Here is a 13,931-nt window from a genome sequence, read left to right on the forward strand (position 1 = left end):
AAAGAAGCTTCTCTGCTTTTTTTATATTCAGTTGTAACACATGTATTGTAATCCTACAAAATACCCTTTTAAAATGTCAGGTAAAACTTGATTTCTCAGGGATAGCACTTTATACTGGAAAAGTAGTGTGCCTTTATGGAAACGAATGTAGCAGAATGCTTATCATAGGGCATAAAAAACAAAAGAAAATTTTGGAGGAGAGAAATTGAAGATCAAAAGAAAACAGATAGCGATGCTTATATTCATTGCGATCATAATCGTACTCATGGTGGTAACCGGTAAAACACCGGGGGAGATCGCAGATCCGGAGAATTATCAATGTAAGACCTATGCAACGATATTATCTCTGCTTCCACCGGTTATTGCGATTGGTCTGGCACTGATCACAAAGGAGGTTTATACCTCATTGCTTGCAGGTATTATCACAGGTGGATTATTATATTCGAATTTCAATCTGGAGTTAGGTATCAATACCATGCTGTTTAATGAAAATGGCGGTATGATCGCGAAGCTTTCAGATTCAGGAAATGCGGGTATTCTGGTATTTCTTGTTATGCTTGGTATTCTGGTATCCCTGTTAAATAAAGCCGGAGGTTCTGCGGCATTTGGGAAATGGGCATCAAAACACATTAAGACAAGGATTGGTGCACAATTATCCGTTATGGTTCTTGGAATCCTGATCTTTGTAGACGATTATTTTAATTGCCTGACTGTAGGCAGTGTCCTTCGTCCTGTAACAGATCGTCATAAAGTATCAAGAGCCAAATTATCTTATATTATTGATGCTACAGCAGCACCGGTGTGTATCATAGCACCGATCAGTTCATGGGCTGCCGCTGTTACATCATCCGTACCGGAAGATGCCGGAATTAACGGATTTGCAGTATTTATCCAGACAATTCCATATAATCTGTATGCGCTTCTTACGTTAGTCATGGTACTTGGAGTAACCATTCTTCGTGTTGATTTCGGTCCGATGAAGAGACATGAAATAAATGCGATCGCAGGGGATCTGTTCACAACTCCGGGAAGACCATATGAAGATAATGAAGAAGAAATTTTAAAAGAAAATGCACATGTGCTGGATCTGATCCTGCCGGTTGTTGTGCTGATCATAAGCTGTATCATTGCAATGGTATATACAGGTGGTTTCTTTAGCGGAACATCATTTGTAGATGCATTCGCAAATTCATCCGCATCGGTTGGTCTGGTGCTTGGTGGTGCTGTTACACTGGTATTTACGTTTATTTATTTCATGCTGCGTGATACCTTATCCTTCCGGGAATTTACGGAATGTATACCGGAAGGTTTCAAATCAATGATCGCACCGATCCTGATCCTTACAATGGCGTGGACACTTTCCGGTATGACGAATCTCCTCGGCGCAAAGGTATATGTAGCTGATCTGGTATCCAGTTCTGCCGGTTCCATGCAAGGCTTCCTGCCGATGATCATATTCATTGTTGCAGCCTTACTTGCATTTGCCACCGGAACGTCATGGGGAACTTTCAGTATTCTGATCCCGATCGTGATCGGCGTATTCCCATCCGGACAGATGATGGTAATCTCTATCGCATCCTGTCTGGCAGGTGCGGTATGCGGTGACCACTGCTCCCCGATCTCAGATACAACGATCATGGCATCTGCCGGGGGACATTGTGAGCATGTAAACCATGTATCTACACAGCTTCCATATGCACTTGTTGTAGCTGCTGTATGTATGGTTGGATATCTGTTGATCGGAATTCTTCAGGCTGCAAAGCTTGCCGCACTTTCATGGCTTGCGCTTCCGGTTTGCATCGTGCTGTTATTTGTAATTCTAATGCTTATTCGTGCAAAAACCGGACGTGAAGAGATTTAGATTTCGGATATTTTCACCGAAACGCATGGACATATTTAAGGGCGTACGATCTGAATTCGAAAAACCTGCCAGATTATAGTAAAGGAAATTAGTAGTAAAATATGTTAGAAACAATTGAATCAATCAACAATGTAGTCAATAACTTTATATGGGGAGTCCCTGCCATGATCTGTATTATTGGTGTCGGTCTGGTGTTAAGCTTCCGAACCCGGTTTCTGCAGATCCGGAAATTCCCATATGCGATGAAAGTTACGATCGGGCGAATGTTTCGAAAGAAGCAGGCTGCTGATGGAGCCATGACACCGTTTCAGGCGGTGTGTACCGCGCTTGCGGCTACGGTCGGGACAGGAAATATAGCAGGCGTTGCCGGAGCAATCGCTATCGGTGGACCGGGTGCCGTCTTCTGGATGTGGATATCCGCACTTCTTGGTATGTGTACAAAGTTTTCAGAAGTAACACTTGCCGTTCATTTCCGGGAGAAGAATGATAAGGGCGAATTTGTCGGCGGACCGATGTATTACATTAAGAATGGTCTGAAGAAACACTGGCACTGGCTTGCATATCTGTTTGCGGCATTTGGTGTGATCACAGTGTTCGGTACAGGAAATGCCACACAGGTAAACACGATCACGACAGCGATCGATTCTGCATTATTTAATTATGGAATTATTTCAAAGGATTCCGTATCAAACATAAATCTGGTCATCGGTATTGTGCTCGCAGTCCTGCTTGCATTGATCCTGCTTGGCGGGATTAAGAGAATCGGACAGGTAACAGAGAAGCTGGTACCATTTATGGCGCTGTTCTATGTGGTGCTTGCGCTTGGAGTCGTAATTTTAAATATCAATCATGTGCCGGCAGTATTTAAAGAGATTGTGGAAGGCGCATTTTCACCGGCGTCAGTAACCGGTGGTGTTGTTGGAAGCTTTTTCATGAGCATGAAGAAGGGTGTATCAAGAGGTATCTTTTCAAATGAGGCCGGGCTTGGTACAGGTTCAATCGCACATGCATGTGCAGATACAAGAAAGCCGGTAAAACAGGGATTCTTTGGAATCTTTGAAGTATTCGTAGATACTATAGTTATCTGTACCCTGACTGCATTGGTTATACTTTGCAGCGAAGTGCCGATCACATATGGACAGGCAGCGGGCGCTGAGCTTACGATCAGTGGGTTTACTGCTACATATGGCAACTGGGTATCACTTTTTACAGCTGTGGCAATGTGCTGTTTCGCATTTTCAACTATTATTGGTTGGGGATTATATGGTGCGAGGTGTATCGAGTTCCTGTTCGGAACAAAGGTAAATAAGCCGTTTATGTTTGTTTATTCACTGGTTGCTATCGTTGGTGCAACCTTAGATCTTGGATTGCTCTGGAGTATTGCAGAGACTTTCAATGGTCTGATGGCGATACCAAACCTGATCGCAGTATTCTTGCTTTCCGGTGTAGTTGTGAAGCTGGTCAGGGAGCATTTTGATCCGGAAGCAAGGGAAGAAGCATAATAAAAATAACAGATAAATAATAGATAAACAAAAAACATCTAATCGGATAACAGATATGAATATGTCGTTAACCGATTGGATGTTTTTTTACTTTATGGAAGGTTTTATTGTATAAAGCAAGGAACTTCAGATCGAAAGTTCGTCAAATCAAAATTTTTTCAAAAAATATAAATTTGTATCAACTTTTTCTCATCCTTAAACATCTAAATAATAGAAAACAAAGTAAGAAATACTTTTGAGATAGATAAGGAGGAACGGATAATGCGTCAGAATGGGAATAGAGTCAGATTACAAAAAAGAAGAAAGATGTTTTTAATGCAGCAAAAGAGAAAGAGAAGGAGAAGAAGACAGCAGATATTTATGCGTGGAACGGCAGCAGCAATGCTTCTGTTTGCGTTCTGCATCAGTATTCGGTTCATACATATGGCGAAAGACAGACCGATTGTAGAAGGATCAACGCAGGAGCCTGTGACAACAGAGGTAAGTACGACAGAAACAAGTACGACAGAGAGTTCCGGAACCGGTAATGTGAAAGAGACATTGCTGACAGGCCGGGGCGATGATACTACAACAGGATCAGTAAAAAACATGGATTTAAAGAGCGATGACAAATCAAATGATTTTTCGGATGCGGTATTTGTCGGAGATTCCAGAACGGAAGGCTTCGTGTTACAAACCGGTATACAGACAACCGCATATGTACACAAGGGATTAACTGTTGCAAGCGCATATACCGCAAAAGTAATCCATCAGGACGATGAAGACCGGTCAGTGATGGAGGCACTTGCCAGAACAAGATATAATCGTGTATATTTAATGTTTGGAATCAATGAGACAGGCTGGATCAGTAATGATATATTTATCTCAGATTACAAGCAGATCATTGATGATATTAAGGCACAAAATCCATCTGCAAAGATATTTATTCAGTCGGTACTTCCGGTAAGTAAAGCGGTATCGGATTCCGGCGGATATGTCAGAAATGATAAGATCGCGGAATATAATAAACGATTAGAGCAGCTTGCAGCGGATGAAGGTGCTACATTTGTGAATGTGCAGGAAGCGGTATCAACAGATGGAGTTCTGCCGGATGATGCGGCCACAGATGGAATTCATCTGAATAAGAAATATTGTGAAAAATGGCTTACATATCTGGAGGAACATACACTGGATAAATAAAAATATTAACAGAGGGAACAGAACGTGAATGAGCGTAGTATTTTAAGAAAAACGAAATATCAGAATGAACGTGCCGGTTATAAAAAGCAGGAATCACAAGATACGGGAATCCGGTCAACTGTGGTGATACGATTTATTGAGGATAATCAGGAGAAGTTTTATCGGATGGCATTTGGCTATATGAAGAATGAACAGGATGCTTTAGATGCGGTTCATGATGCGGTCGTTAAGATACTGCAGAACCGGAGCCAGGTAAAAAGTCCGGAATACTTTGAAACATGGGCGTATCGTATACTGATCAATGAATGTCTGATGGCTTTGCGAAGACAAAAAAAGGTTGTCTATCTGCAGGAGGATGATTCACTTGAAGACAGTACAGACAGAACGGGAAAGCAGGAGGAATATGTCGATCTGTATCATTCTATGGATCGGCTTCCGGCAAAATTGAAAACAGTCGTTCTTCTGCGTTTTTTTGAAGATATGCCATTTGACAAGATCGCAGAGGTTACAGGAGATAATATCAACACAGTAAAATCAAGGTTGTATAAGGCTTTGAAACTCTTAAAGCTGGATTTGGAGGTTTATGATGAAGTTTAATAAAGAGGAATATGAAAATATAAAAATCCCGGAACAATTGAATTCCATAGTTCAGGATGCGATAGAAGAAGGGCTGACGACAGAGAGCACAGGGATGTCGGATCAGAAGCCTGTTAATATATATACGAGACGGAAGAAACATATACTGCGTTATGCAGGAGAGGCCGTAGCTGCAATGTTTTTGATATTTGTGGTTCTGCTGAATGTATCTCCGACGTTTGCAAAGGCAGCAGCAGATACGCCGTTTATCGGTCCTGTGTGTCAGGTATTTACCTTCCGGGAATATGAATATGCGGATGAAGCCAAATATGTAAATGTGAAAGTTCCGCAGTTGAATAATACCGGAAATTCCGAACTGGAAAAGCGTGTGAATCGTGAGATAGCAAAGATGATCAACCAGGAAGTGGAAGCAAGTAAGAAGCGTGCGGAAGAAGAGTATAACGCTTATATATTAACCGGGGGAGATCCGAAGAACTTTATCCCATATGATATCGTTATTGACTATGAGGTCAAATGTCTGGATGAACATTATGTATCCTTTGTGATCAGTGAAAATGAGACCCGGGCAACCGGTTATTACCAGATGTTCTATTATAACATCGATCTGGATACAGGAAAGGATATTACATTAAAAGAATGGTTTGGCAGCAATTATAAGAAGATCATAGCCGATGAGGTTCAGAAGCAGATCAATACCTGGGATGACGAAAAGAAATTCTATCTCTGGGAAGATTTAGATCTGGAAGGTCTGATCAATGAAGATACACAGTTTTATATCAATGACAAGGATCAGGTTGTGGTATTTTTTAATAAATATGAGCTGGGTGCAGGAGCAATGGGAACGCCGGAATTTATAATTGATGTATCAAAATAATATAAAATAAAAAGCTGTAAAGGAAGTGTGAAATCTTTATAAAAGAGATTGACATTTCCTTTTTTTCTGGCTATATTGTTCTAAAAGAAACTTAGCACTCTTATATAGCGAGTGCTAATAGCTTTTCCTGCATAAGCAATACCAAAAGCTGTGTCAACACAGGTTAGCGATGATTGCTGCGATAATTTGCGAAACTCAGAAATAATACAGGAAAAGGCAGTACATATATGTAGAAATTACAGGTACCTGCCGGAAAGAGAGGAGACATATGAAAGAAGTAAAATCACCCAAGAAGCCGTTGATCTTCTATTATGGGATCGTGCTGGTCGTTCTTCTGGTTTTTAATATGTTTATTTATCCGCTTCTGATGAAGATACAGGTCAAGGAAGTAGATTACGGAACATTTATGAAGATGATCAATGAGAAAAATATTGGCGAAGTAGAGGTGGATGATTCCGAGATCATCTTCACAGACAAGGATAAGAACACATACTATAAGACCGGAGCTATGGATGATCCGGGACTGACGGAACGGTTATACGATGCCGGAGCGGTATTTTCAAAGAATGTTGATGAAACGGTATCACCGGTCTGGAATTTCCTGTTGAGATTTCTTCTTCCGATTATTATATTCATCGGACTGGGCCAGTATTTCAGTAAGAAGCTGATCGAACAGGCGGGCGGTAAGAATGCGATGTCCTTTGGAATGGGCAAGAGCAATGCCAAGGTATATGTGCAGTCGACAAATGGTATCCGTTTCTCGGATGTCGCAGGAGAGGATGAAGCAAAAGAGAATCTGGCAGAGATCGTTGATTATCTGCACAACCCTGCGAAATATACGGATGTCGGTGCTTCGATGCCAAAGGGTGTCCTGTTAGTAGGTCCTCCGGGAACCGGTAAAACAATGCTTGCAAAAGCAGTTGCGGGAGAGTCCAATGTACCGTTCTTCTCGATGTCCGGTTCGGAATTTGTAGAAATGTTTGTAGGTATGGGTGCCTCCAAGGTCAGAGATCTGTTCAAGCAGGCAAAGGAGAAAGCCCCATGTATCGTATTTATCGATGAGATCGATGCAATTGGTAAGAAACGTGACGGACAGATCGGAGGAAATGATGAAAGAGAACAGACATTGAATCAGCTCCTGACTGAGATGGATGGTTTTGAAGGAAACAACGGCGTTATCATTCTGGCGGCAACAAACCGACCGGAATCGCTTGATCCTGCACTTACCCGTCCGGGTCGATTCGACCGTAGAGTCCCGGTTGAACTTCCTGATCTGAAAGGAAGGGAAGCAATCCTTCAGGTACATGCCAGAAAGATCAAGGTTTCGGATGATGTGGATTTCCATACGATCGCAAGAATGGCAGCAGGAGCTTCCGGTGCAGAGTTGGCAAATATCGTAAATGAAGCAGCTCTTCGAACAGTACGGGCAGGCAGAACGATCGTTACAGAAGCAGATCTTGAAGAAAGTGTAGAAGTAGTTATCGCAGGATATCAGAAGAAGAATGCTGTTTTATCAGATAAAGAAAAGCATGTGGTTGCCTATCATGAGATCGGACATGCGCTCGTAGCGGCCATGCAGTCGCACTCAGCACCGGTACAGAAGATCACGATCATTCCGAGAACTTCAGGTGCGCTCGGCTATACCATGCAGGTGGAGCAGGGAGACAGATATCTGCTGACAAAAGAAGAACTGGAAAATAAGATTGCAACCTTTACCGGTGGACGTGCAGCAGAGGAAGTGGTATTCGGTGAGGTTACGACCGGAGCATCGAATGATATCGAGCAGGCAACGAAGATCGCACGGGCAATGATCACCCAGTATGGAATGAATGGTGACTTTGATATGGTTGCGATGGAAGCGAGAAATAATCAGTATCTTGGTGGGGATACATCCCTTACCTGTTCACCGGAAACCCAGAGGGAGATCGACCGCAAGGTTGTAGAACTGGTGAAGGTTCAGCATGAAAAAGCACGTAAGATCTTAGAGGAGAACCGGGAAAAGCTGGATGAACTGGCAGCCTTTTTATATGAGAGAGAGACGATCACAGGAGACGAATTTATGAGCATTTTACAGGATAAGAGGTGAGAATTATGAGGAAACGAACAGGATTTGGCTGGATGGAGCTGATACTTGGAATTATACTCACTATACTTGGCATCTTTACGATGATCCGTCCTGAAAGTATGTTGAACAGTATTGTCATCTGTTACGGAATCGTGGCAGCAGTCAGCGGTATAGCAGATATTATATTCTATGTAAAGATGGAGCGGCATATGGGAGTTGTACCGACAGTATCCCTGACCTCCGGCATCTTAAGTACCCTGCTTGGTATGATGCTGATCCTCTGTCCGGGAGCCGCACAACGGTTAGTGATCTGGCTCTTTGCACTCTGGATCATTATGCACAGTATATCCAGACTGTCCCATATCAGCACTGTACGGTATTTTGCAGGTAACAGCTTTGGACTTGTATCCCTGTTGTTGAATATCATCGGTATCGTGATCGGAGTTATGCTTCTGATAGAACCGATTATGGCAGTTGTCGCATTCGGTTATCTGATCGGACTGTATCTGATCGTGCTTGGAATTGATAGTATTGCATCAGCACTCAGCAAAATGGGATCAGACTGGTAGGCGTAAATAATCCGAATCATAAAAAAATACATTTCCAGTAGAATCTCGTCGAGAAATGATGTATGATTGTACTAATTGTTTGTTAAGGACGAAAGCAATCTCAAGGAGGAACTACAGTTGAATTTCTTAGAAGAAAGAATTGTAAAAGACGGAATTGTAAAAGAAGGAAATGTATTAAAGGTTGACAGCTTTTTGAATCACCAGATGGACATCCGGTTATTTGACCAGATCGGTGAAGAATTTAAGAAGCGTTTTGAAGGAACGCCGATCAATAAGATCCTCACGATTGAGGCATCCGGAATCGGGATCGCATGTGTGGCAGCGCGACAGTTTGATGTGCCTGTTATCTTTGCGAAGAAATCAAAAAGCATCAATATAGAAGGTGAAGTATATGTGGCAGAGGTAGAATCCTTTACCCACAAATGTAAGAATCAGGTTATCGTGTCAAAGAAATTCTTGAATCCGGATGACAATGTTCTGATCATTGATGACTTCCTCGCAAATGGCTGTGCGCTTCAGGGATTGATATCTATCGTGACATCAGCCGGTGCAAATGTTGCGGGAATCGGTATCGTAATCGAAAAAGGCTTCCAGACCGGCGGACAGATCATCCGGAATCTGGGATATCATCTGGAATCCCTTGCAATTGTAGACGAGATGGATGCAGCGACAGGAAATATCATTTTCCGGGAGCAGTAATTAAAGGAGTTTTTTATGGCAGAACAGAATGAGAAAGATTCTGTGCAGACAACCTCCGGCAGTGGAGAGCACAGAGAGAAAGATTTATCCATTATGGATTACAGTAAGACCTATGGCGGAATCTCCAAACGGTTTTCAAATGTAGCAAATGAGAAGATGGAGACACCGAAACCTGTCGCAATCGGAAGAGTTCTGATCGGACTTATGGCGATGCTTCTGATATGGGCAAACTTCCAGCCGTTCGTTCAGGCGACTGTGGATGGAACAACAGAATCCGTCAATTTCCTGAGTGGAGACGGAATCCTTGTTATATTTTTTGCATTGATCACAAGTATTATAATGGTATTTAAAAATGCAAGAAAATGGACGTTACTTACAGCGATCCTGACTCTGGCTGTGATCATGATCGATCTGGTCAATACACTGGTACAGATCAAGAATAATGCCAATGGCGATATAGTCTATAGTCTTGGCTATGGAACCGTCTTCCTGCTGATCGGCGCGATCGTTATGGTAGCCGGCGCAGCAATGATTCTGGTGACAGACTTGAAGAATAAGAAGAAATAATTAAAAGTGTAAAATAAAAGAACAGCAGTATCATTATGTGGCAAGGAGATGTCTTGTGAAATAATGGATACTGCTATTTTTTTATCCAATGGCTTTTCAGCTTTAAAATTAACAGCCTAAACCAAGGTACTTGCAGATCATATTCCAAAGATCTGAACAGTTATAATTAATACACATAATAAAATCCTCCTGTTGTAATTTATAAATGTATCGATCGAGTACAATGGGATTGTAACAATTCTGTAACATTTTCACAATATGAAACAATTACCAGTTTGATTTAGCTGCATGGATCCTTTCAGGAAGCCTTTTTCGTATGTAAAAAAACAAAAATTTCCACTTGAAAAATCGAACGTAAGTTCTTATAATAAACATATGTTCGAAATACAAGCGAATAAAACTATACAGGAAAAATTACATATACTGGCGGATGCGGCGAAGTATGATGTGGCATGTACATCCAGCGGTGTGGATCGAAAAGGAAAGGAAGGAATGCTCGGAAATGCACGATCCTGCGGAATCTGTCACAGCTTTGCATCAGACGGGCGCTGTATCTCTCTGCTCAAGATTCTGATGACGAATCATTGTATTTATGACTGCAAGTATTGTGTGAACCGAGTATCGAATGATGTCAAGCGTGCCACTTTTACGCCGGAGGAGATCTGTGAACTGACGATCGAATTTTATAAAAGGAATTATATAGAAGGGCTGTTTTTAAGCTCCGGTGTGATCCGTGATCCGGCATACACGATGGAGCAGATCTGTATAACCTTACAGCTCCTTCGTACAAAATACAGGTTCAACGGATATATACATGTAAAGACGATTCCGGGTGCGCCGGATGAATTGCTTGCGGCTGCCGGATTTCTGGCCGACCGCATCAGTGTGAATCTGGAGCTGCCGACTGCGGAGAGCCTGAAGAAGCTTGCTCCGAATAAGAGCTTCCAGACGATCATGACTCCTATGGGGAAGGTGCGTGATACGATCGCAGAGACGAGAACCCTGATAGGGAAAGATGCAAGAATGGAACGCAGTCTGGGGAATCGTTACCTGCCGGGAAGTATATTCGGGAAAGAACAGTTACGGCTGACCGGAGCACAGAGTAATAGAGGCGGCTCTCTTTGGAAGAAAGCTGCTTCCTTTGCTCCGGCAACTCAGGATACATGGAAGCCACGGGCATTTGCACCGGCAGGTCAGAGTACACAGATGATCATTGGGGCATCCGATGAGAGCGACTATACGCTGGTTCAGACGACGCAGAAGTTATACCAGAACTATGATCTGAAACGTGTCTTTTATTCCGCCTATATTCCGGTAAATGAGGATTCGGCACTTCCGGCGCTTGAGACTCCGGTTCCGCTTCTGAGAGAACACCGGCTGTATCAGGCAGACTGGCTGCTGCGGTTTTACGGATTTCAGGCAGATGAATTGTTGTCGGAGGAGCGACCGAATTTTAATGTCCGCATGGATCCGAAATGCGACTGGGCGATCCGGCATCTGGAACAGTTCCCGATCGAAGTACAGACAGCTTCTTATGATACGCTGCTTAGGGTGCCGGGGATAGGACCGAAATCAGCAGGCAGGATCGTAAAGGCGAGACGATACGGACATCTGGAATTTGACCATCTGAAGAAGATGGGAGTGGTATTGAAACGGGCGCATTATTTTATTACCTGTGGAGGACGGATGATGTATAAGATACCGATCGAGGAGCAGTATATTACCAGACAACTGGTTGGAGAACATGCGAAAGAGAACTGGCAGGTAGAGCATAAGGAAGAAGAATATAAGCAGTTATCCTTCTTTGATGCTCAGGGGGTATTTGGAGTTCCGAATTGATTTGTGGATAAATGTAAAATCCTATTTAAGAATAGACGATTGTATGAAGAAATATTGTCAGGATAGATTTTATAGATAGATGAGGATATAGATGGGAGAATGTAAATATGAGGATATTTACCTGTAAACATCAATTAGAAGATATGATGACCTGCATCTATGATGCATGGGTCTATGCACTCCGGGTCGGACATGATAAGGTGCAGTTACGGACGGAACCGATCGTGCAGGCAACTTTATTTGACGAGTATGTCCATGTGGATGCCGATGTAGAAAAGACGGAAAAGGTTCTGCGTTCCGTTCGAAATAAGATCGGGATGCAGGCATATATCGATGTGTATTATGCCTGTCTGATGGAAGATGATGTACTGGACGATATCTACCGGTTTTTGCGGATCGGATTTCAGGCAGGACCAAGGGTGATCGGGATGCTTGCAGAGCCTCCGGTCAGCCGGATGCTGGAGATTCGGCGGGCAGTTGGAAATGAAATTCATCATTTTCGGGAATTTGCCAGATTCAATTCGATCGATAATAAGGTGTATGTCTGTCATCTGGAACCGAAGCATGATGTGATCTATCAGGTGGCAGAGCATTTTGCAGACCGGATGCCGGATGAATATTTTATGATCCTTGATGATAACCGGAAGTATGCGGTGATCCATCCGGGGAAACATTACTCAGGACAGCAGGCAGATAGAGAAAGAGAGATTTCAGAACAGAACCGATATATGAAGGAAAAGGCTCAGAAGATGTATTTGCGGGAGTTGTCCGATGAGGAAATGAAGACGCTCCGACAGACGGAATTATTGAAGGATGAATATACCGAACTCTGGAAGACCTTCTTTCATACGATCGGGATTGAACAGCGGAAGAATCCGATCTGCCAGCGGAATCTGATGCCGATATGGAAGCGGAAGCATGCGGTAGAATTCATGCAGTAAACAAAAAGAATAAAATTTACTAACTTTTAGTAAAAATTTAGCAAAAACTATTGATTAGTTTATATTCTCGTGTATAATGATGATAGTGGTTATCGTAACAGAAAATCTGGTACCGATATGTGTTGTGGTAATCCAAAATTAAAAATTTATTTTACAGGAGGATTATGATATGAAGATCTTAGTAACAGGTGGTGCTGGTTATATTGGAAGTCATACCTGCGTTGAATTATTAGAAGCAGGATATGATGTAGTAGTTGTTGACAATCTGTATAATGCGAGTCCGAAAGTAATTGGAAGAATAAAAGAGATAACAGGAAAAGACGTAACATTTTATGAGAAGGATATCCGTGATCTGGATGCAATGAATGAAATCTTTGCAAAAGAAAAGCCGGATACAGTAATTCATTTTGCAGGCTTAAAGGCAGTTGGTGAGTCTGTTCGTAAGCCACTCGAATATTATGAGAATAACATTGCGGGTACATTAACACTTTGCAAGGCAATGCGCGAGAATGGATGCAAGAACATTATCTTTTCATCATCTGCAACCGTATATGGCAATCCTGCATTTATTCCGATCACAGAGGAATGTCCAAAGGGTGTCTGCACAAATCCTTACGGCTGGACCAAGCATATGCTTGAGCAGATCCTGACAGATATCCACACAGCAGATCCGGAATGGAATGTAATCCTGCTTCGTTACTTCAATCCAATCGGAGCACATAAGAGTGGACTGATCGGAGAAGATCCAAAGGGTATTCCAAACAACCTGCTTCCTTATGTAGCACAGGTAGCGGTAGGAAAGCTTCCTTGTCTTGGTGTATTCGGCGATGACTATGATACACCGGACGGAACAGGTGTCAGAGATTACATTCATGTTGTAGATCTTGCCAAGGGTCATGTAAAAGCGATCAATAAGATCAAAGAGAATCCGGGTGTAAAGATTTACAATCTGGGTACAGGAAAAGGATACAGCGTTTTAGATGTTGTTAAGGCATTTGAGAAGGCGTGCGGTAAGAAAATCCCTTATGAGATCAAGCCTCGTCGTGCAGGTGATATCGCAACCTGTTATTCTGATGCAACTCTTGCTAAGAAAGAACTTGGCTGGGAAGCAGAATACGGAATCGATGAGATGTGCGCAGATTCATGGAGATGGCAGAGCATGAATCCGGATGGCTATGGTGCATAATGAAAATATTCAGTAAATAAGTAACAGACAGGCAATTGTAAACGTGCCGGAA

Annotated in this window: 13 protein-coding genes; all 13 read left to right on the forward strand. The window is 42.6% G+C overall.

Features of this window, described 5'->3' with window-relative positions; all coding sequences use genetic code 11:
- Positions 1–209: hypothetical protein (locus tag DWW85_RS12810; protein WP_207660249.1), on the forward strand; the 209-nt coding region annotated here is incomplete at its 5' end.
- The gene (locus tag DWW85_RS12310; RefSeq protein ID WP_330584347.1) at positions 206–1,861 is read left to right on the forward strand and encodes a Na+/H+ antiporter NhaC family protein; all 1,656 of its coding nucleotides are present in this window, start codon (positions 206–208) and stop codon (positions 1,859–1,861) included. The genes DWW85_RS12810 and DWW85_RS12310, both read left to right, overlap by 4 nt.
- Positions 1,862–1,962: 101 nt before the next feature.
- On the forward strand, positions 1,963–3,363 hold the full coding sequence (locus tag DWW85_RS12315; RefSeq protein ID WP_021944522.1) for a sodium:alanine symporter family protein: 1,401 nt from the start codon (positions 1,963–1,965) through the stop codon (positions 3,361–3,363).
- A gap of 261 nt (positions 3,364–3,624) precedes the next feature.
- On the forward strand, positions 3,625–4,542 hold the full coding sequence (locus DWW85_RS12320) for a GDSL-type esterase/lipase family protein (protein ID WP_117808811.1): 918 nt from the start codon (positions 3,625–3,627) through the stop codon (positions 4,540–4,542).
- Between the two features lie 24 nt (positions 4,543–4,566).
- Positions 4,567–5,139: a sigma-70 family RNA polymerase sigma factor gene (locus DWW85_RS12325; RefSeq protein ID WP_117808812.1), complete on the forward strand. Its 573-nt coding sequence runs from the start codon at positions 4,567–4,569 to the stop codon at positions 5,137–5,139.
- Positions 5,129–6,013, forward strand: a complete 885-nt coding sequence (locus DWW85_RS12330; protein ID WP_181986571.1) for a DUF3298 and DUF4163 domain-containing protein — start codon at positions 5,129–5,131, stop codon at positions 6,011–6,013. Before DWW85_RS12325 ends, DWW85_RS12330 begins: the two co-directional genes overlap by 11 nt.
- 268 nt (positions 6,014–6,281) lie before the next feature.
- Positions 6,282–8,099: an ATP-dependent zinc metalloprotease FtsH gene (gene ftsH / locus DWW85_RS12335; RefSeq protein ID WP_117808814.1), complete on the forward strand. Its 1,818-nt coding sequence runs from the start codon at positions 6,282–6,284 to the stop codon at positions 8,097–8,099.
- A 5-nt stretch (positions 8,100–8,104) separates the two neighbouring features.
- Complete coding sequence (locus DWW85_RS12340; RefSeq protein WP_117808815.1) at positions 8,105–8,647, forward strand: DUF308 domain-containing protein; 543 nt, start codon at positions 8,105–8,107, stop codon at positions 8,645–8,647.
- 117 nt (positions 8,648–8,764) lie between these two features.
- A complete protein-coding gene (locus DWW85_RS12345; protein ID WP_044945885.1) occupies positions 8,765–9,346 on the forward strand; it encodes a xanthine phosphoribosyltransferase in 582 nt (193 codons plus the stop codon).
- Positions 9,347–9,361: 15 nt separating this feature from the next.
- On the forward strand, positions 9,362–9,913 hold the full coding sequence (locus tag DWW85_RS12350) for a hypothetical protein (protein WP_117808816.1): 552 nt from the start codon (positions 9,362–9,364) through the stop codon (positions 9,911–9,913).
- A gap of 375 nt (positions 9,914–10,288) precedes the next feature.
- Entirely contained in the window at positions 10,289–11,752 is a 1,464-nt protein-coding gene (locus DWW85_RS12355) for a putative DNA modification/repair radical SAM protein (protein ID WP_117808834.1), read from the forward strand.
- A gap of 107 nt (positions 11,753–11,859) precedes the next feature.
- Positions 11,860–12,693, forward strand: a complete 834-nt coding sequence (locus DWW85_RS12360; protein WP_117808817.1) for a TIGR03915 family putative DNA repair protein — start codon at positions 11,860–11,862, stop codon at positions 12,691–12,693.
- A gap of 169 nt (positions 12,694–12,862) precedes the next feature.
- The gene (galE, locus tag DWW85_RS12365) at positions 12,863–13,879 is read left to right on the forward strand and encodes a UDP-glucose 4-epimerase GalE (protein ID WP_008402329.1); all 1,017 of its coding nucleotides are present in this window, start codon (positions 12,863–12,865) and stop codon (positions 13,877–13,879) included.
- Positions 13,880–13,931 lie beyond the last annotated feature (52 nt).

This window comes from Clostridium sp. AF17-21AC (assembly GCF_003461365.1).
Lineage (GTDB): Bacteria > Bacillota > Clostridia > Lachnospirales > Lachnospiraceae > Coprococcus > Coprococcus ammoniilyticus.

Coding starts and splice junctions, on each gene's coding strand:
- ftsH (WP_117808814.1), top strand. CDS start 6,282: ATGAAAGAAGTAAAATCACCCAAGAAGCCGTTGATCTTCTATTATGGG.
- DWW85_RS12360 (WP_117808817.1), top strand. CDS start 11,860: ATGAGGATATTTACCTGTAAACATCAATTAGAAGATATGATGACCTGC.
- DWW85_RS12330 (WP_181986571.1), top strand. CDS start 5,129: ATGAAGTTTAATAAAGAGGAATATGAAAATATAAAAATCCCGGAACAA.
- DWW85_RS12355 (WP_117808834.1), top strand. CDS start 10,289: ATGTTCGAAATACAAGCGAATAAAACTATACAGGAAAAATTACATATA.
- DWW85_RS12315 (WP_021944522.1), top strand. CDS start 1,963: ATGTTAGAAACAATTGAATCAATCAACAATGTAGTCAATAACTTTATA.
- DWW85_RS12320 (WP_117808811.1), top strand. CDS start 3,625: ATGCGTCAGAATGGGAATAGAGTCAGATTACAAAAAAGAAGAAAGATG.
- DWW85_RS12340 (WP_117808815.1), top strand. CDS start 8,105: ATGAGGAAACGAACAGGATTTGGCTGGATGGAGCTGATACTTGGAATT.
- DWW85_RS12350 (WP_117808816.1), top strand. CDS start 9,362: ATGGCAGAACAGAATGAGAAAGATTCTGTGCAGACAACCTCCGGCAGT.
- galE (WP_008402329.1), top strand. CDS start 12,863: ATGAAGATCTTAGTAACAGGTGGTGCTGGTTATATTGGAAGTCATACC.